Below are 20,715 nucleotides of genomic sequence, written 5' to 3' on the forward strand. Positions count from 1 at the left end.
TTCATGACAAACCACCATTATCACGTAAACGAGGATCTAGTAAATGATGAATAACATCGACAATAAAATTACACACCACAAATAATATTGCCATAATTAAAATATAAGCTTGAATAACCGGATAATCTCGATTCATGATAGCTGCAATGCATAAACGACCAAGCCCTGGCCATGAAAAGATATATTCAACGACAAATGAACCAGCAATTAATTGCGGAATTGTCATACCTAATGCGGTAATAGTGGTATGTAAGGAATTTACTAATACATGTTTAATAATAATTGTGTGTTCTTTTAACCCTCGACTACGTGCATAAAAAACGGAGTAGTTACGCATGTTTTCTAGCATGTTATTACGAATAAAACGAATATAGGTTGAAATATAAACGAATGATAACGTTAAAGTCGGTAGAATTAGATTCTGCCATGTGCCATATCCATTTGTTGGCAGCAAATCTAAATAATTAGCAAAAAACCAGATAAATAAAAGTCCAAGCCAGTAGCTTGGCATAGCCGTGCCTAAAAAAATTATAATACGTAAAATTTGATCAAAAACTGAATTAGCAAAAATGGCGCATAAAACACCTAAGATCAGACTAATAATCAATGTAAAAATGAATGAAGAGAATGCTAAAAGAATTGTTGGTTGTAAACTTCGAATGATCTCATCTAATACTAACCTATCTCGATGTACAAAAGAACGACCAAAATCAAGTTGAAAAACGTTATATAACCAACTGAAATAACGGTTCCAAAATGGTTCATTTAAACCTAACTCTAGGCGCATACTTTCAATAGCATCAGGCGTGGGCATGATTTCATTTAAACGTAGGGCTACTTCAGCAGGATCAGAAGGGGCTAAATTAATGAGTAAAAAAGCAATAAATGAGATACCGATAATAATCGGTATCATCATGATTAAACGTTTAAAAATATAATTTAACATTATTACTAGCTAATACAAATAAATTAAAAATGCATTTTCTCAAATGGAATGTCAAACTGTGAAGGAGCAAACTCAATACCTTTTAGTGATTTAATAGCTATAGCTCGGTTGCGTTCATAAGTTAACGGAATATAAACGGCTTGATTATGCAAGGTTTCAAGCACATAACGGTAAAGATCTTGGCGTTCTTTTTCGTTAGTTGAAATTAATGCTTTACTAATGCTTGCATCAATTTGAGCTTTTTCTTTCAAACCTTGTTGTGCCATATAATCACCATATACCGGTAATTTCATGCCAGACATAAAAGATTGTGGGTCATAAGGCATTCCCCAAGAAATATCAAACACCATATCAAAATCCCCCGCTTTTTGGCGATCACGATAGCCTTGTTCTTCTTCACCATGAATATTAAGTTTTAAACCAACTTGCTCAAACTCATCTTGCATGTATTGTGCAATGGTTTTTTGAGACGCAGTATTGCTATCATAATAAAGAGTAATTTCAAATGGTTTGCCTTCTTTTTGGCGGTAAATTTGACCTTTTTGTTTTAGCCAGCCCGCTTTATCAAGCAGCTCTTCGGCTAATTTAGTATTATATTTGTAAGGTTTTAATCCAATATTTGCATAAGGAATATTAGTAGCCATTAATGTATCAGCTGGTGCTTCACTACTATTAAATATACCTTCAGAAATATCTTTTTTATTGATGATATGTTCGATTGCTCGGCGCACATTGGTATCGCTTAGTTCTGGTCGAGTAGTATTCATTAATACCATACGGCTTGATACCGGTTTTGACATCAACGCTTGAAATTTATTCATTGTTGAAAAGCGTTCAAATGAATCGGCATCTACCATATTTTTACCGTAAATTAAATCAATTTCACCTTTTTCAAGTGCCATCAAACGGCTTTGATTGTCAGCAATTACTTTCATGGTAACGGTTTTCAGTTTCGGTTGTTCACCCCAATAGTTAGGATTAGCGTTAAAAACAGCATACTGATCCTTTTTATGTTCACTTAACACATAAGGACCGGTACCAATATAAGATTTTACGCCATTTTTTGTTTCACCATTAATCATTGAATTTGGTGAAATAAAGCGCATTGGTCTGGTTACTGCAATTTCAATCAAAAACGGGTAGTAAGGCTTTGATAGGTTAACTTGAAGCGTATAATCATCAATGGCTTTCACTTCTGTAATTAGGCGTACCATTTCAAGCCAAGTATGACGAACTTTATTAGAAAGAACGGCATCCCAATTAAGTTTTGCAGTGTAAGCATTAAACTTTACACCATCACTAAAACTGACGTCTTTACGTAATTTAAACGTGTAGGTTTTGCCTTGATTGGTGATAGTCCAGCTTTCAGCTAACCAAGGCGAGAATGTCCCATCCTCGTTATAATGGACTAATGATTCATAAAGCATGTTTTGTGCCCACATTTCGCCAGAATAAAGATGAGGGTTTAAATCCCGTATGTCGCGGAAGTTAGCAAATGTGATATCATCTTTGGCAAAACAATTAAAACCAAAAATCAATAACAATAAAGTAATTAATAAATTTTTAAAACGGTAAAAATTAAACAGCATTTGCAAATCCATAAAAACAGTTGTTATAAGGACAAGAATACTAGCATAATCATAAATGATAATAAATATCATTTCTATTATTGTTGTAAGAAAAATATTAAAAATCAGTATGTTTTACTTTCACTTAATTCAATTGGGTAAAATATCGCACTGTTTATTAATATTTTACTTATACTCGAATAAAAAATTATGAAACAAAATAGATCATCAATTCAATACTGTATTTTTAAATAAACAAACAATTATTATTCAATTGCTTTATAATATAAAAATAACTTTCTTTCGTTTATTTAGGAATTAATTCATGTCATTTGACTCTCTTGGCTTAAATGCCAAGATTTTAAAAGCAATCCAAGAACAGAACTACACTCAACCCACCCCCATTCAACAACAAGCTATACCAGTAATCTTATCTGGCAAAGACCTTATGGCTAGCGCACAAACAGGAACAGGTAAAACGGCAGGTTTTGGTTTACCAATACTGCAAAAACTCGTAGAACAGCAAGCAAAAGAAGCCAATAATTCAAAGCCTAAAAAAGGCAAACGTCCTTTATATGCTTTGATTTTAGCTCCAACTCGTGAGCTCGCTGCACAAATTGGCCAAAATATTCGTGAGTATAGCCGTTATTTACAGATTAGGTCATTAGTAGTATTTGGTGGGGTGAGTATTAATCCGCAAATGATGAAATTGCGTGGTGGTGTCGATGTTTTAATTGCAACTCCTGGGCGGCTGCTTGATTTAGTTCAACAAAATGCGGTGGATCTTTCAACCATTAAAATGTTAGTGTTAGATGAAGCCGATCGCATGTTAGATATGGGATTTATTCATGATATTCGCCGTGTGATTGCCAAACTACCTAATAAGCGACAAAATTTAATGTTTTCGGCAACTTTTTCGGATGAAATAAAGACATTGGCACAAACGATTCTACAAGCGCCAGAAGTGGTTGCTGTTGCTAAAACTAATAGTACCTCAGAGCAAATTACCCAATATGTGCATCGTGTTGATAAGCGTCGTAAACGCGAATTGCTTTCATACTTAATTGGAAAAAATCAGTGGCAACAAGTGTTAATTTTTACGCGTACAAAATACGGGGCTAATCATTTAGCTGAGCAATTAACGAAAGATGGTATAAAAGCAGCCGCGATTCATGGCAATAAAAGCCAAGGTGCTCGTACTAAAGCTTTAGCAGATTTTAAGAGTGGACAAATTAGAGCATTAGTCGCAACCGATATTGCGGCAAGAGGGCTAGATATTGAGCTGCTGCCCTATGTAGTTAATTATGAGTTGCCACAAGTTGCTGAAGATTATGTACATCGTATAGGGCGAACAGGGAGAGCGCAAAATCAAGGTCAAGCGCTCTCACTTGTGTGCATTGATGAACTGCCACAATTAAAAGCCATTGAAAAACTAATTAAGAAAACCATTCCAGAAATAACTACGCAAGGTTTTGAAGTGGATCCAAGAATTAAAGCAGAGCCAGTGAAAAAAACATCATCAAGACAATCCGCTCACAAAAGAAACAACACAAATCAAAATAGTGTGAAACAAACTAATAAACACATGAACTTTAAAAATAAACAAAGTTATACTCAATAAAATAGAAGGAAACTACTATGGTAAATCGCAGCAGACGTTTACGAAAAAAATTACATATTGAAGAGTTTAAAGAATTAGGTTTTACTGTTAGTTGGTCATTTGACGAAGGCACAACCGAAGAAACTTTAGATAATATTGTTGATCAATTCATTCTTGAAGCTATTCAACCCAATGGCTTAGCTTATGAAGGAAGTGGTTATTTAAATTGGAAAGGTATAGTATGCACCCAAAAACTAGGTAACTGTACTGAAGAACACCGTGACATTGTCACAAAATGGTTAGAAAGCCACGGTTTAAAAAATGTTAAAACCAGCTCACTTATAGATATCTGGTGGGATGAATTGGATTTTTGATGTGTTAACTAATCAATTGAAATAAAGCTAGCCACTAATGTGGCTAATTTTATTGATGAGAGATTATTCTATTCCTTGGCTACGTAAGTAATCTTCATAATTACCAGTATAGTCAATCACTTTTTCAGCGGTGATTTCAATGATACGAGTTGCCAATGAGCTCACAAACTCACGATCGTGTGAAACAAAAAATAGGGTGCCTTGATAAAGCTCTAACGCCATATTAAGTGATTCAATGGATTCCATATCTAAATGGTTTGTTGGCTCGTCCATAACAATAATGTTAGGGCGCTGCATCATCAATTTACCAAATAACATACGTCCTTTTTCGCCACCAGATAAGACTTTAACTTGCTTTTTAATATCGTCTTGTGAAAATAATAATCGCCCTAAAATACTCCGTACCGCTTGCTCGTCATCGGTTGGTTGCTTCCACTGACTCATCCAGTCAAAGACCGTTAAATCTTCTTCAAACTCGTATTCATGATCTTGGGCATAATAGCCAATATTGGCATTTTCTGACCATTTTATATCACCTTGTTCAGGCGTAAGCTCGCCCATTAACGTTTTTATTAATGTGGTTTTACCAATACCGTTTGTCCCTAAAATTGCGACTTTTTCACCCACTTCAACCATTAAGTTTAAGTTTTTAAATAAGGGATCACTGTCAAAACTTTTGGTTAGGTTCTCAACGACTAATGCATTACGATAAAGCTTTTTATCTTGCTCGAAACGAATAAATGGATTTTGACGGCTTGATGCTTTTACTTCTTCCAATTGGATTTTTTCAATCTGTCTTGCGCGTGATGTGGCTTGTTTTGATTTAGAGGCATTTGCGCTAAATCGGCTTACAAAAGATTGTAGTTCACTTATTTGGGCTTTCTTTTTAGCATTATCTGCTAATAAACGCTCTCTGGCTTGCGTTGATGCAGTCATATAATCGTCGTAATTGCCTGGATAAATTCGAAGTTCGCCATAATCCAAATCTGCCATATGTGTACAGACCATATTCAAAAAATGTCGATCATGCGAAATAATAATCATCGTACTTTCGCGTTGATTTAAAGTATCTTCAAGCCAACGGATAGTATCGATATCCAAGTTATTGGTCGGTTCGTCGAGCAATAAAATATCGGGATTTGAGAATAAGGCTTGGGCTAAAAGTACACGTAGCTTCCAACCTGGAGCGATTTCACTCATAAATCCATAATGTTGCTCAATTGGAATACCCACACCTAATAATAATTCTCCTGCACGAGCTTCGGCACTATAGCCATCCATTTCGGCGTATTGGGTTTCCAAATCCGCAACTTTAAAGCCATCTTCTTCACTCATTTCGGGTAAAGAGTAGATGCGATCACGTTCTTGTTTGATCTGCCATAATTCGGTGTGTCCCATAATTACGGTATCAAGTACGGTAAACTCCTCAAAAGCAAATTGGTCCTGACGTAACTTACCTAATCGTTCATGCGGATCTAAAGCAACATTGCCTGAAGTTGGCACTAAATCGCCACCAATAATTTTCATAAAAGTGGATTTGCCGCTACCATTGGCACCAATTAGGCCATAACGGTTGCCATTACCAAATTTAACTGAAATATTCTCAAATAATGGCTTACTGCCAAATTGCATTGTAATGTTATTTGTACTTAACACGAAAATTTACTCTCTTTAACATGCGTTTGCCCAAAAGGTATCAACCTTGAGTGAAGTCGCAAAAAAATATGAATTGGCGCACATTATGCCATATTTTAAGTTTTTTGAGGATGATTGTTTTACTTAAGGTAAAAAGCAGCGCGTTATTTTCGCTTTGCTATCATTTATTTAAAACAATTAATATTTTTAAATAATTATTTAGTTCATTTTATCTTAAAATACGAGTAAACCATTACAGGAGTTTAAAAATCAAGATTATGAAAAGGGGGAATTGTTTTTTATTGTTTTGATGAAAAAGAAATAGTGTCATCATATAAAGATAAATAATTAGGAAAAAGTATTAAATATTTAAATTATGCTATTGAAGAAGGCTATTATTGCTACGAAGACAGGGTATTGTCGAATATTATTTGAATTATATAGATGTTTTCAATTGAAATTGATATTGAAGATAAACAATCAAAAAGAAAAGTAATAGATAGTGAAATAATAGAAGCATAAAAAATACATTGAGTTATTTAATAAGGTTTACACAAAAGTGGGACTGTGGAGTAAATAAGAAAAATTCAGCTAATTTTTAAGTTATTAGTATAGAGAAATGAAGAAATAAATATTATTAAAATCGCTAAGTATTAATCTCAGATCTAATTTTAATTATTAATTGCTTCAATAATTTTATTGATATTCGTACTAAGATAAGTTTGAGTATATATAAAGTTTACAAGTGTTATATCAATTGATACGATGCAAACTATTTATCATTCTTTATATTAATTAACGATGTTTTATCTTATCTTTGTGACCATTGTTTGGTCATTCTCGTTTAGTTTTATTGGCGTTTATCTAAGTGGGCAGGTTGATACTTGGTTTGCAGTGGTTACGCGCGTTTTGTTAGCATTTATTACCTTTTTACCTTTTTTACGCTTTAAACATATTAAGCTTAAAACCACGTTTCTTTTAATGGGCGTTGGGGCTTGTCAATTGGGGATTATGTACTTTTTTTATTATAATTCCTTCCAATATATTTCAGTACCTGAAGTGCTGTTGTTTACTATTTTTACGCCAATTTATGTCACGGTTATTTATGATTTGTTACAACGTCACCCGTTAAGGTTTAGTTATCTTTTAACGGCAATAATAGCAGTTATTGGTGCCGCTATCATTCGTTATGATCATATTAGCTCAAACTTTATTATTGGCTTTTTATTAATTCAAGGAGCTAATATTGTTTTTGCCTTAGGGCAGGTTGGTTATAAAAGAATTATGGAAATGTACCCAATGCCCCAACATCAGGCTTTTGCTTGGGTTTACTTTGGGGCGGTAATTGTGGCCACATTAGGGTGGTTACTTTTTGGCGATGTATCAAAATTACCTACATCTAATTTACAGTGGGGCATTCTTATTTGGCTTGGGGTGATTGCATCTGGTGTTTGTTATTTTTTATGGAACTATGGCGCAACAAAAGTCGATTCTGGCACGTTGGCTATTATGAATAATGTGGTGATTCCAACAGGAATTTTAGTGAATGTGGTGATTTGGCATCAATCGCTCGATTGGCTACGCTTTATATTAGGTAGTGTAGTTATTGTGTTGGCACTCTTGCTACACTACAAAGTTAAAAACCGCTCATTATATTAAGAATAATAAGTAGTTAAGGTAAATGTGTCATAATCGATAAAATCAATGGCGTTGTGATTGAAGACAGTGCCGTTGATATTAACAAGCTTGAAGCTATAGGACCTTGTAACACTTCAAATTGCCTTGCCATCATATAACAATTTATTGCAATTGATACCGAACTGAGTAAGACCAACACTTGTAATTCTAAAGTTGGCAGCCCTAAGAGTTTGCCCATAATATAGGTAACAATCGGTAATACGGCTAATTTTAAAATACAGATAGAAGCAGTAATGAGTAATTTGTCGCGAATTTTATATTCAGAAAGTCCCATACCTAAAACAATGAGCGACAGTGGCGCTGTCATATCACTGACCATTTTGGCTGATTTATCGATAAAGTTAGGCATAGGTAGACCAATAAAATTCACAGCAATGCCTGTAAAAATACCAATAATTATCGGATTTTTAGAGACATTTTTAAATGCTTTAATAAACCCTTTGCCTGAAAATTTACCCATTTGTACAAATTCGATCGAAACTGTCGCTAATGTCCATAAAATTAAAGCATTAAAGATAACGATTATTGCCACAATAGGAATGGCTTCATCGCCAAGTAACGTTTTGATAATAGGAATGCCGACAAATACAGTATTAGTATAGATTCCTCCCATGGCAAATAGGGTACTTTGCGAACCATTTAATTTCAATAATTTTGAGGCAATCAAACACCCTATTGTAAAAACAATAAAAGATCCACCAAAAAAAACCAATAATAAGTTTATATCGATTTGTAAGTGTTCAGAAAAATGGCTCATAATCTGAAATAGCATAATCGGAAAGGCAATATAAAAGGTAAATTTGGTTAAACTGTCAGTTATTGTTTTTGACCAACGACCAATTTTTACGGCTAAATATCCTAATAGAATTAAGATAAATAAGGGCAAGGTAGATAAAAACTGTGCCCATAATGTAGTAAGAAATTCCATATCTGTTATTTTACTGGTGATTACGAGTGAAGTACCATTCTAAATCAGTTGAGCGCTTAGAATCAAATTGATAGCCTTCAAGATTAAAGCTTTTAATATCCTGATAATTGTCAATGCTGTTTTTTATAATAAAACGACTCATGAGTCCACGTGCTTTTTTAGCATAAAAACTAATGACTTTATAGGTATCTTTGCTTTGATCTAAAAAGATAGGTTGAATTATAGTTGCATTTAATTGTTTGGGTTTGATCGCTTTGAAATATTCGTTTGAGGCTAAATTGATTAATGTGCGATGTGATGATTTGGCTAGTTCATTATTAAGATATTCAGTTAATTTATCGCCCCAAAATTGATAAAGATTAGTATTATTACCATTTTTTAAGCGGATCCCCATTTCTAACCGATAAGGCTGAATTAGATCAAGTGGTCTTAAAATGCCATAAAGACCAGATAATATTCTTAAATGAGATTGTGCAAATTTTAGATCTTTATCAGTAAAATCTTCAACATATAATCCTTCATAAACATCGCCTTTAAATGCAAGTATAGCTTGTTTTGAATTTTCAATGTTAAAATCACTATGCCAATTTTGGAAGCGTTCATAGTTAAGTTTGGCTAAATTTGAACTAATGGACATTAATTGAGTTAAATCAGATACTGTCAACTTTTTACAATATTCGATGAGATCTTTAGATGCTTGTATAAATTGTGGTAAAGTATGCTGTGTTGTAATTGGAGGATTTTGGTAATCAAGTGTTTTAGCTGGTGAAATAATTGTTAGCATAAAAACATAGACCTATTGTAATTTACATCAATAGAGGGTATTTTACACTTAATCTTACAAAATAAGGAATCATAATATGAATTCAAGTAAAAAAGATATACATAATATCCACGCTTGGGCAAATCTTCGAGAAACTTCAATAGAAATTGCCGAAGCTATTTTTGAATTAGCCAATTATGACGAAACATTAGCTGAACAGATCTGGTCAGAAGGCAACGATGAAGTTTTACCACTAGCCTTTTCCAAAACTAAAGCAGATAAATTATTTTGGGGTGAACAGACTATTGAGCGTAAGAATATTTAGCATTTTAAGCCCATGCGTTAACAAATTATTGTTTAATTAAGTTAGGCATGGGCTCTATTTTATGAAGTTTAATAATGTATAATAATGATTTTTCAAAAAAGGATAAGAAATGAAAAGTATAAAGCTAATTGGTTTTTTGCTAATAGCTTATATGCCATTTTTAGCCTTTGTTGCCCCAGCGGCCCCTGTTCAAAATGAACGTGATTTACGAGCAGAATGTGGTATTTTTTCTCAAGCAGAAATGCGTGATTGCTTAAAGAAAAAAGTTATAGGTAGTCAGAAAGCATTGCGCCAAGCAGAAGAAAAAATGGCAAATTCTCTTTCAAATTTGAAAGAAGATCGTAAATATATTCATCAGGTAAAAGTACAACTTACTGCATCAAGCCGGGATTTTGTGAAGTATCGAGATTCCCAATGTGCATTTGCTTCATCTTTAAGAGGAGGAGGCATAGGTAATACAGCTGAAATAAGTCGATTAGCCTGTATTACTGAGCTGAATAATCGACGAGCAGAACAACTACGAAATGCGTTGTCAGATATGTCCTTGAAGTAAAGCTGTCAAAGATCACTTAGAAATTTTACTTAAAATAGCTTGTTTAATTAGATAGATAAACTAATTTGAAAATATAAAGGTTTATAAAATATATTAGCATGAAAATTACTTTTTTAGGTACTAGTGCAGGTTTGCCTACTACTGAGCGTAATGTCAGTAGTATTATACTTGATCTTAGACAAGAGAAGGGGAAATTATGGTTGTTTGATTGTGGTGAAGCAACGCAAATTCAAATGCAAAAAGCTAAGTTTAGTCTTTCAAAACTCGAAATTATTTTTTTAACCCACTTACATGGTGATCACCTTTTTGGATTGCCTGGCGTTTTAACTTCCCGTTCTTTAATGCAAAACCAATCACCGCTAACATTAATTGCGCCTAAAGGCATTAAACAATTTATCGAAACTGTGATAGAAATTAGTTACTCTTGGCTAACTTATCCACTTAATATTATTGAACTAGAAGCAGATAGAACCGTATTTGAAGATGAGAAATTTTATGTTGAAGCCAAATTATTAAGACATCGTGTACCATGCTTTGGTTATCGCATAATTGAAAAAGATCGACCTGCAGCCTTAGATATTGATAAATTACGGCAAGATAATGTTAATATTGGCGCTTATTATGCTTTTTTAAAAGCAGGGAAAACAGTGACACTTGAAGATGGGCGAGTGATTGATGGTAGTAACTATCAAGGAGATATTAAAAAAGGCAAAAAGCTGGCTATTTTAGGTGATACAACACCTTGTGATGCCTCAATTGCATTGGCAAAAAATGTCGATGTGCTAGTTCATGAAGCAACGCAAGAAAAAGCGTTGGAGCAAAAAGCCATTGAGCGAGGACATTCCACCACTATACATGCTGCAAATATTGCCAAACAAGCTAATGCAAAAAAGCTTATTATGACTCATATAAGCCCTAGATACAGTTTAAATGACAATAAAAAGTTAGTTGATGAAGCAAAAGACGTTTTTGCTAATACAGAAATGGCTACCGATTTTGCAACTTTTTCCATTTAATAAAATTTCGCTGACATTATCATATCAGCGAATAAAAAAAGAGATTAAAGACAAAAATCTCTAATTAGCCTTTCTATAGTTGATTTTGTCGGTTTTAAAAACTCCATTGAAATAAATTCATCGGGTTGATGTGCTTGTTCAATAGATCCAGGTCCTAATACAATCGTTGGCGAAATTTGGTTTAGATAAGGTGCTTCGGTGCTATAGTTAACCGTTTCAGCATTATGATCTACCAATTTTTCAATATGTTTTAAGGCTGGGTGATCTTTTTTACATTCATAGCCTGGAATTGGAGCAACCTCATATTCAATAGCAATTCGATTTGGGTATTTATCCATGACGGGCTGTAATGCTTCACAAAGTGCATTATGAACTGAATCGACATTATTATCGGGTAATACACGAATATCAATGACAAGCTCACAACAACCACAGATACGGTTGGCTGCATCTCCACCATGGATAACGCCTAAATTTAGGGTAGGATAAGGTACACTGAAACCATCATTATGATATTGTTCTTTAAATTTTTGTTTTAATATTAACAAGCGTTCAATGACTAAATTCATGACTTCGATAGCATTAATACCTTTATCGGGATCGCTCGAATGCCCTGATTTGCCAATCACTTTTATCGAATTGGAGATAAAGCCCTTATGTGCACGGATTGGTATTAACGATGTTGGTTCCCCAATAATTGTGCAATCAGGTTGCAGTTGGGTATTTTTGGCAAAAAATGAAGCGCCTGCCATTGTGGTCTCTTCATCAGCCGTTGCCAAAACATAAATAGGGTTAGTGAGTTTTTTAAGATCAATATCACGCAGTGCATCTAAAATAAAAGCAAAAAAGCCTTTCATATCGGCAGAACCTAATCCATATAACTTATTGTTATCTTCAGTTAATTTAAAGGGATCTTTAGTCCATTGCCCTTCATCAAAAGGGACAGTATCAGTATGTCCACTTAACAATAAACCGCCTTTGGTTTTATTTTCGCTGTTTGAATAAGTAGCAAGCATATTATATTTATGACGAGTATTAGGAACTGGTTGAATATCAATAACAAAACCTAAATCTTCAAACCATGCAGCTAATTTGTTGATCAAAGGTTGATTAGAATAATCCATTTTTTCATTGGTAATATTGCTAATGGTTGGTGTTGAAATTAGTTCGTTATAAAGGGTTAAAAATGAAGGGAGAGCCATAAAATTACCTTTAAATGATCGAAGATATGCTTTTTTAAATGTTATAAGCATAACATTTGCCTTTTCATTTGCCTATCTCTTAATTTTATTGATTTAATTACACTATATTTAATCTTTTTTTAGCTTTTATTGCGTTTGTTTTATGAACGGATTTTATTTGTCATAAACATTTGATACTATTTAAACAATAAAGTTAAACAACCTATGACGATTTATTGTTGCGTTAAAATTTGTTATAAATTTTTTTAAAATAAGGTGTTATATGAAAAATATAAGCAGAAAATGGATTGTTATTGCAGTTGTTATTATAGCTATCATTTTTATTTTATGGCAAAAATTAAAAACTGATGGGTATGGTTCAGATTTTATTAGTGGCAACGGACGTATTGAAGCGACTGAAATCAATATTTCAGCTAAATTAGCTGGTAGAATAGAAAAAATTAATGTTGATGAGGGTGATTTTGTTAAAGCTGGTCAAGCTTTAGTTGTTATGCAAACTGATACCTTACAAGCACAACTTAATGAAGCTCAAGCTCAATATCGCCAAGCGGTTAGCAATGAAGCAAGTGCTAAAGCGCAAGTGGCATTAAAAATGAGTGATAAAGTTGCAGCACAAGCAGGTGTAAGCCAAAAGGAAAGTGACTTAGATATTGCCTCAAAACATCTACAACGAACTGCTGCCCTATATCAAAAAGGGGCAATATCTATTCAACAATTTGATGATGATACAGCTAAAGTAAACAATGCTAAAGCAGCATTAGATTCTGCCAAATCACAAGTTACTGCCGCTGATGCTGCAATTGCTGTGGCCCAAGCCGGTGTTGATAGCGCCACATCGGCAATCAATGTTGCAAGTGCTAATATTAGAAGAATTCAAGCTGATATCGATGATAGTACTTTAAATGCCCCTGTTGACGGTCGTATTCAATACCGAATTGCACAATTAGGTGAAGTTTTACCTTCAGGCGGAAAAGTATTAAATTTAGTTAATTTGTATGATGTTTATCTCACATTCTTTTTACCTGAAACAGTCGCAGGTAAAGTGGGTATTGGTGATGAAGTGAGATTGATTTTAGATGCACTACCAGATAAATCAATTTCTGCCAAAATATCGTTTGTATCAAGCGTTGCGCAATTTACTCCTAAAACAGTTGAAACTAAAGATGAGCGTCAGAAATTGATGTTTAGAGTAAAAGCGCAATTAAGCCCTGAATTATTAAAATGCTTTATTAATCAAGTAAAAACAGGCTTGCCGGGTGTGGCTTGGGTAAAACTTGATTCAAAAGCTCCGTGGCCGTCTGGCTTATCTGATGTTGCAAAATGTCCAACAAAATAATTAGGGATAGCATATGTCAGAATCCGACAATAAGGATTTAGCTTTATCAACCGAAGCTAAATCGCTCGACGATGCAGTGGTAAAAGTTAGTGATGTATCGCTGTATTATAAGAAGAACCTTGCTCTTGATAATATCACTTTAGCTATACCACCAAGATGTATGGTTGGATTGATAGGACCAGACGGTGTTGGAAAATCAAGTTTATTATCATTAATTGCTGGTGCGCATGTTATTCAAGATGGTTTAGTATATGTGCTTGATGGTGATATGAAAGATAAAATACACCGTAAAAATGTTTGCACACGTATTGCTTATATGCCGCAAGGATTGGGCAAAAACCTTTATCCTACTTTATCAGTTGAAGAAAATTTGCAATTTTTTGCTCGTCTGTTTGGTAATGATGCTGCTGAGCGTCGTCGCCGTATTGATGAATTAACGCATAGTACTGGGTTATACCCATTTTTATCAAGACCAGCAGGGCGACTATCTGGTGGTATGAAGCAAAAAGTTAGCTTATGTTCGGCTTTAATCCACGATCCTGATTTGTTAATTCTTGATGAACCTACAACTGGCGTAGATCCACTTTCAAGAGCTCAATTTTGGCAGTTAATTAACAAAATTCGTAAACAAAGACCACAAATGAGCGTGATTGTTGCAACAGCATATATGGACGAAGCACAAAATTTTGATTGGTTGGTGGCGATGTATGGCGGTAAGATTCTTGAAACTGGTACACCAAAATCCTTACTAGCTAAGACAGGAAAAGATAATTTAGATGATGCATTTATTCAGCTAATGCCAGAAAGCGCTAGACAAGGTTATCAAACTGTCGAAATTCCACCTTTAGATCTTAATAAAGATTTGCAAACAGCCATAGAAGCAAAAGATTTAACTAAACAGTTTGGTAATTTTATTGCAGTTGATCATGTTAATTTTTCAATTAAACAAGGTGAAATATTTGGTTTTTTAGGTTCAAATGGCTGCGGTAAATCAACCACCATGAAAATGTTAACGGGTTTATTACCGATTTCATCAGGAGAAGCATGGTTATTTGGTAAACCTGTTGACGCTAGTGATATTAACGTTAGGCGTCATTTGGGGTATATGTCTCAGGCATTTTCTTTATATAGTGAGTTAACGGTCAAACAAAATTTAGTTCTACATGCACGCCTGTTCGGTATTGAAGAAAGTAAAATACCTGCTCGCATTGAAGAATTACTGAGGCGTTTTGGTTTAGAACAAAACGCACAAGATTTGCCCGATAGTTTACCTTTAGGGGTAAAACAACGACTTTCATTGTCAGTTGCAGTTGTACATAATCCACAAATACTTATCCTTGATGAACCAACATCAGGCGTCGACCCCATTGCTCGTGATGACTTTTGGCGTTTAATTATTGAGCTTTCACGACAAGATAAAGTAACGGTATTTATCACAACTCACTTTATGAATGAAGCAGCAAGATGCGATAGAATATCGTTAATGCATGCTGGTAAAGTATTAGCTAGCGACACGCCTGATAATATCATCAGTTCAAAAAAGGCTAAAACATTAGAAGATGCTTTTATTCAATATCTTATTGATGCAGGTGCTGATGATAGTAATGAAGAAAAACAATCCACCGAAGTGACTCTAAAAACAACAACCAATAATTCCTCCCAAACAGCTTCACAAAATTTTCTCTTAAAAGGATTTAGTTTTACCCGTATGATAGGTTGTTTATGGCGTGAAACATTGGAATTATCTCGTGATCCATTGCGAGCCTTATTAGCGTTATTAGGAGCAGCAATTTTAATGTTGGTTATGGGGTATGGCATTACCATGGATGTTGAAGAATTACGCTTTGCGGTGCTTGACCGCGATCACACAGTAATTAGTGAAAATTACTCTCTTAACTTAGCTGGCTCTAAACGCTATTTTATTGAAAAAGCACCGATAACTGATTATAACAATATGGATGCTCGTTTACGCAGTAATAATATTGCATTAGCTATTGAAATTCCCCCCAATTTTGGTCGAGATATAAAGCGAGGTGATCCTGTTGATGTTGGTATTTGGATTGACGGAGCTATGCCAATGCGTGCTGAAACCATTAAAGGTTATGTCCAAGGCATGCACCTTAATTGGTTAAATGAAAAAATAAAAGAAACGACAGGAAAAGTACCCACAAGTTTAGCGAATATAGAAACTCGTTATCGTTATAATCCTGATATTAAAAGCTTACCTTCAATGGTACCAGCTATTATTCCAATTTTATTATTAATGATCCCTTCGATGCTTGCTGCGTTATCTGTTGTGCGTGAAAAAGAAATGGGATCAATCATCAATTTATATGTAACCCCAGTAACTAAAGCCGAATTTTTGTTAGGTAAACAAGTACCTTATATTATTATTTCCATGTTTAGCTTTTTATTATTGCTCGTTATGGCAATCACAATATTTGGTGTACCGATAAAAGGAAGTTTGTTTACTTTATGCCTTGCTGCTTTTACTTATTGCATTATTTCAACGGGGCTAGGTTTATTGGCTTCAACCATAACACGTAGCCAAATTGCGGTTATCTTTTTAACGTGTGTGGGCACTATGTTACCTGCGATTCAATTTTCTGGCTTACTTAATCCAGTTGCATCATTAGAAGGTGGAGGGCGTTACATTGGTGAAGTTTATCCAACTACCCACATGCTGATCATCGCAAGAGGTGTATTTAACAAAGCACTTGGCTTTATCGATTTGCATAATTCCATATTTGCTTTATTAATAACAATACCGATTGTGCTTGGTGCCAGTATTTTTCTTCTTAAAAAGCAGGAAGGGTAGATATTATGCAAAGTTTAATCAATATTTATCGTTTAGGCATAAAAGAGTTATGGGGATTATTACGTGACCCAATCATGCTACTATTAATCGCTTACTGCTTTACTTTTGACATCTATACTGCTGCAACCGCAACATCTGATTCATTGCATCATGCATCTATTGCAATTGTAGATGAAGATGATTCACCACTATCTAGGCAAATTATTGCGGCTTTTTATCCCCCAATGTTTAACAAGCCAGTTAAATTATTCTCGATGGATGATGTTGACCGTGGAATGGATACTGATAGCTACACGTTTGCCCTTAATATTCCACCTAATTTTCAACGTGATGTACTTAATAACCAAAGCCCTAAAATTCAACTTAATATTGATGCAACACGAATGGGGCAAGCTTTTGTAGGTAATGGTTATATTACTCAAATTATTACTGGCGAAGTGAGTGAATATGTAAACCGTTATAGCAATACAACAAATTTACCAGTTAATATTCAAGTTCACACAGTATTTAACCCAAATTTAACTCGTTCTTGGTTTGGTTCGGTAATGGAAATTATCAATATTGTAACAACATTATCGATAATCTTGACGGGTGCTGCTTTAATGAAAGAACGTGAACATGGCACAATTGACCATCTTCTTGCCATGCCAGTTACTCCCTTTGAAATTATGGTATCAAAAATTTGGTCAATGGGGCTTGTGGTATTAATATCAACTTGGATTGCCCTTTTGGTTGTTGTAAAAGGTTGGCTCAATGTTCCTATTGTTGGATCACTATCATTATTTCTTATCGGTGCGGCACTACATCTTTTTGTGACAACGTCACTTGGTATTTTTATGGCAACAATTGCAAAATCCACCGCTCAATTTGCAATGTTACTTATTTTAGTTTTACTGCCGCTACAAATGTTATCTGGCGGCAGTACTCCTAAAGAAAGCATGCCAGAAATCGTTCAAAATATTATGTTAATTGCTCCAACCACTCATTTTGTTGAATTAGGGCAGGCAATACTGTATCGCGGTGCCGGCATAGAGGTAGTTTGGACATCATTTGCTTGGTTATTGGCAATTGGTACCGTGTTCTTTTTAATTGCTTTAAAACGTTTTCGCAGTTCAATTGTCAATATGGGATCGTAAGGAAATTAATAATAAAAACGACAAAGTACAGTATTTAAAATATTTGGATTTTGTACTTAAAAAATCACATTCTATAATTTAATTACTGTCCTAATTGCCACTCTATCTAAATTAATAGATCAATTTTATAATTATATGAAAAAATATTGACTGTTTAAAAAAATCGTATATTACCTTACACAAATTAGTTAATCACCATCATATTTTTATGCATGTATTGTAAGTTAACTTTTATGCATACAAGGAAACGAAAATTGATATGAAGGAGATATTTGCCAATACCCTTACTTCAATAGTTAGCAAAATTGCATATTAATCAATATTCTTTGTCAATTGATGTGTTGGAGTCTTCAACAAATATTTCAGTATTATTTCATACACAAAACCTATTGCCACAACAGAGTAAAATAAGTTGATTTAATGCGCTTGATAAAACTAAAACACTTTACGGTGTGATTACGGAATTTAATCTAGTGATCAAGACTATTAAATTGTGCTCGAACCAAGAATGGTATTACTTGACAACAATACCCAAGCTTAGCAAAGAGATAACCTAAATTGATCTAATCAAATTGGCGAGTACTTATTACAGGGGGGGGTATTCTCATGGATTAACAAATCGAAGCAATCAAAGTATTTTTACTTTCATGACGCTACGGTATGGCAATCTACTGGCTAATGAAAAAATCAAAGCGGTGGTTGATGAAAGAAAACAGATTATGCATTTACACGACTAACGAACTAATAAATAAAGAATGGTAGTCAAGTAAGCTTTATTTAAATAAAGGCTGTAAAGAAATTTTTATGACAAAGGAAAAAAAGCAGGACACTTGAAAAAAGTTAATGAAGGGTACTGGCGATAGAGGAACTTATTTAGATGTTCGAGCTTTTAGGCATAATAATATTGTGGTGCAAACGGCAAAAGCCAAGATAGATAAAAAACTATCGAAATTAAATAAGTTATTAATACCAGATTCAGATATCGTGTTTACCTAGGAAAATGAAGCTAGGTTTGTTGTGGGGGGCTAAACATGATGTGACCACATCGGTTGTTTCCTATGAGCAATCGTGTTGATCTCGCTGTTTTATATTATGAAGGATTAAAGTGCGATGAGGAGAAATAATAACAGCCAACTAATTGATGAAATTTATATTACCTATTTCACAATGCTCCATAAATAATTTACATTATATTAGATTTTTATTAATTAATTTAAAACATAATTCACAATAACTTGAATTATTTATTCACTGCTATATATATAATCACTAATAACGTTAATTTTAAGTATCAAAGTAAATGTATAAATTAGTCAGTTTGTTATCTTTAGTAGTGGTATTTTTTATGATCAAAGATATCGTATAAAAAAGTACCATTTAGATAAAATAGTTAACATATTGATTTTTACCATAATTTAACACTTATTCTTTTTGTTTAATTGACTATTGTTTTTTATAGATAAAATTTATTTTTTTGATTTTTATCAAATAAATTTTTTATGTTTTTTGCTTTTTTAAGTAAGTTAGTCTTTCTTGTTTTACACAAGGTTGAGAAGAATAAGTATAATATTTTCTAAGTGATGATATTTGACGTTTAAATATGCCAAGAGTTGTAATATTAATAATGTCTTTATTTAAATACGCTAAAAATCAAATAGCGTTAAGTTATCTCAAGTTTTAAACAAGGTGGAATGTAGTTTTGTAATTAATAGCGTATATTCGATTTTGTTACCCCTTATTTTTGCTCGGTCATAAATAGAAAATCTAGTCCAAAGTTACCGAATCGTTACCGAATTTGTATTTTAAGTAATATTATTTTAGGAGTTTTAAAAAATGAATCTAATCTGGTCAGCAGTTGGACAAGTAGTAAGTTCTTGTCTTCCGGTATTTTTATTAATTTTTCTTGGTTGGTTGTGTGTACAACAAAAGATATTTACGAAAGATTCTAAGAAATTATTGTCTGGACTTGTATCAAATTTTGTATTTCCAGCTTTACTTTTTGTACATACGTCACATGCCAAACCATCGGAAATATTTAATGGTATTTGGATGGTTACTTTTTTCTGCGCAATGTCTTTTTTGTGGATAATTTGTTTTTTAACTAATAAATACATCTTGCATAAAGAATTAAAATCAACAGCGATGAGCTCAATGTTATGTTGTTTCCCTAATATGGGGGGAATGGGAGTACCATTTTTAACTTTAATGTTAGGTGCATCTTCAACTATTTTTGTTGCGATAGCTAACTTTGTTGTGGCGTTATCATTGATTCCAATAACCATTTTCTTATTAGAGTTATGCGATACAAAAATATCTGGCGGTAAAGTAACTGCCGATATGGTATTAAGTGCTGTGAAAAGCTCACTAATGAAACCTATGTTTTTAGCCGTTATTCTGGGGTTAATTGTAAGTTCGACTAATGGTACTACTACTTGGTTACCAAAATTTGTCATGGATACTTTTGAAATTACATCAGGTGCTTGTAACTTTATATCATTACTTGCAGTTGGAGTTGGTATTTATGGTGTTAAATTGAATTTTTCCAGAGCATTGGTAATTAATATTTTGTTAAAAAGTTTTTTAACACCTGTGGTTGCGCTTTTCGCTGTATATCTTTTTGGAATAACAGGCAAAGATGCTGAAGCATTAGTTTTCTTATTGGCAATGCCTACTGCATCAACTGCGGTTATTTTGGCTTACAATTGGAATGTTGAACAAGAACATGCGTCAAGTATTTTCTTTGCTTCAACAGTGTTATCAATATTTATTCTGCCAACATTATTGCTTATTATGGAATTTACTATTCCTGGTGTGTAA

General features: G+C 33.7%; 16 protein-coding genes. 10 read left to right on the forward strand and 6 right to left on the reverse strand.

The window, feature by feature from the left end:
- Position 1: 1 nt before the first annotated feature.
- Both opp1B and nikA read right to left on the reverse strand, forming a co-directional pair.
- Complete coding sequence (gene opp1B / locus A9G34_RS05505) at positions 2–946, reverse strand: nickel/cobalt ABC transporter permease (RefSeq protein ID WP_034945799.1); 945 nt, start codon at positions 944–946, stop codon at positions 2–4.
- A 23-nt stretch (positions 947–969) separates the two neighbouring features.
- Complete coding sequence (nikA, locus tag A9G34_RS05510; protein WP_034945796.1) at positions 970–2,535, reverse strand: nickel ABC transporter substrate-binding protein; 1,566 nt, start codon at positions 2,533–2,535, stop codon at positions 970–972.
- A 304-nt stretch (positions 2,536–2,839) separates the two neighbouring features.
- Between nikA and rhlE the strand changes: the two genes are divergently transcribed.
- Together rhlE and A9G34_RS05520 are read left to right on the forward strand one after the other, a co-directional pair.
- Positions 2,840–4,135 (forward strand): ATP-dependent RNA helicase RhlE, encoded by a 1,296-nt coding sequence (gene rhlE, locus A9G34_RS05515; RefSeq protein ID WP_080715886.1) that lies wholly within the window; start codon positions 2,840–2,842, stop codon positions 4,133–4,135.
- Positions 4,136–4,152: 17 nt separating this feature from the next.
- On the forward strand, positions 4,153–4,488 hold the full coding sequence (locus tag A9G34_RS05520; protein ID WP_034945793.1) for a YggL family protein: 336 nt from the start codon (positions 4,153–4,155) through the stop codon (positions 4,486–4,488).
- 63 nt (positions 4,489–4,551) lie between these two features.
- Here the strand turns inward: A9G34_RS05520 and A9G34_RS05525 are convergent, their stop codons facing one another.
- A complete protein-coding gene (locus A9G34_RS05525) occupies positions 4,552–6,144 on the reverse strand; it encodes an ABC-F family ATPase (protein WP_034945790.1) in 1,593 nt (530 codons plus the stop codon).
- 780 nt (positions 6,145–6,924) lie between these two features.
- Here A9G34_RS05525 and A9G34_RS05530 point away from each other — a divergent pair.
- Entirely contained in the window at positions 6,925–7,782 is an 858-nt protein-coding gene (locus A9G34_RS05530) for a carboxylate/amino acid/amine transporter (RefSeq protein WP_065569166.1), read from the forward strand.
- Positions 7,783–7,795: 13 nt separating this feature from the next.
- Here A9G34_RS05530 and A9G34_RS05535 read toward each other — a convergent pair whose 3' ends face one another.
- A complete protein-coding gene (locus tag A9G34_RS05535) occupies positions 7,796–8,749 on the reverse strand; it encodes an AEC family transporter (RefSeq protein ID WP_065569167.1) in 954 nt (317 codons plus the stop codon).
- A 10-nt stretch (positions 8,750–8,759) separates the two neighbouring features.
- Entirely contained in the window at positions 8,760–9,533 is a 774-nt protein-coding gene (gene yaaA, locus A9G34_RS05540; protein ID WP_034945779.1) for a peroxide stress protein YaaA, read from the reverse strand.
- A gap of 76 nt (positions 9,534–9,609) precedes the next feature.
- Between yaaA and A9G34_RS05545 the strand changes: the two genes are divergently transcribed.
- From A9G34_RS05545 to rnz, 3 genes are all read left to right on the forward strand, one after another.
- Complete coding sequence (locus A9G34_RS05545; protein ID WP_034945764.1) at positions 9,610–9,837, forward strand: YccJ family protein; 228 nt, start codon at positions 9,610–9,612, stop codon at positions 9,835–9,837.
- Between the two features lie 109 nt (positions 9,838–9,946).
- Positions 9,947–10,390, forward strand: coding sequence for a lysozyme inhibitor LprI family protein (locus tag A9G34_RS05550; RefSeq protein ID WP_034945745.1), 444 nt, complete (start codon positions 9,947–9,949; stop codon positions 10,388–10,390).
- 98 nt (positions 10,391–10,488) lie between these two features.
- The gene (rnz, locus tag A9G34_RS05555; protein ID WP_065569168.1) at positions 10,489–11,406 is read left to right on the forward strand and encodes a ribonuclease Z; all 918 of its coding nucleotides are present in this window, start codon (positions 10,489–10,491) and stop codon (positions 11,404–11,406) included.
- A gap of 44 nt (positions 11,407–11,450) precedes the next feature.
- Here rnz and argE read toward each other — a convergent pair whose 3' ends face one another.
- The gene (gene argE, locus A9G34_RS05560; RefSeq protein ID WP_034946217.1) at positions 11,451–12,608 is read right to left on the reverse strand and encodes an acetylornithine deacetylase; all 1,158 of its coding nucleotides are present in this window, start codon (positions 12,606–12,608) and stop codon (positions 11,451–11,453) included.
- Positions 12,609–12,870: 262 nt separating this feature from the next.
- Here argE and A9G34_RS05565 point away from each other — a divergent pair, with 262 nt between their 5' ends.
- The 4 genes from A9G34_RS05565 (at position 12,871) to A9G34_RS05580 (ending at position 20,715) form a co-directional block, all read left to right on the forward strand.
- Positions 12,871–13,944 (forward strand): HlyD family secretion protein, encoded by a 1,074-nt coding sequence (locus A9G34_RS05565; RefSeq protein WP_065569169.1) that lies wholly within the window; start codon positions 12,871–12,873, stop codon positions 13,942–13,944.
- A gap of 13 nt (positions 13,945–13,957) precedes the next feature.
- Positions 13,958–16,762, forward strand: coding sequence for a ribosome-associated ATPase/putative transporter RbbA (rbbA, locus tag A9G34_RS05570; RefSeq protein ID WP_065569170.1), 2,805 nt, complete (start codon positions 13,958–13,960; stop codon positions 16,760–16,762).
- A gap of 5 nt (positions 16,763–16,767) precedes the next feature.
- Positions 16,768–17,898, forward strand: a complete 1,131-nt coding sequence (locus A9G34_RS05575) for an ABC transporter permease (protein ID WP_034945691.1) — start codon at positions 16,768–16,770, stop codon at positions 17,896–17,898.
- Positions 17,899–19,731: 1,833 nt separating this feature from the next.
- Positions 19,732–20,715, forward strand: a complete 984-nt coding sequence (locus tag A9G34_RS05580) for an AEC family transporter (RefSeq protein ID WP_034945687.1) — start codon at positions 19,732–19,734, stop codon at positions 20,713–20,715.

The organism is Gilliamella sp. Choc4-2, assembly GCF_001690355.1.
Classification (GTDB): Bacteria; Pseudomonadota; Gammaproteobacteria; order Enterobacterales; family Orbaceae; genus Gilliamella; species Gilliamella apicola_A.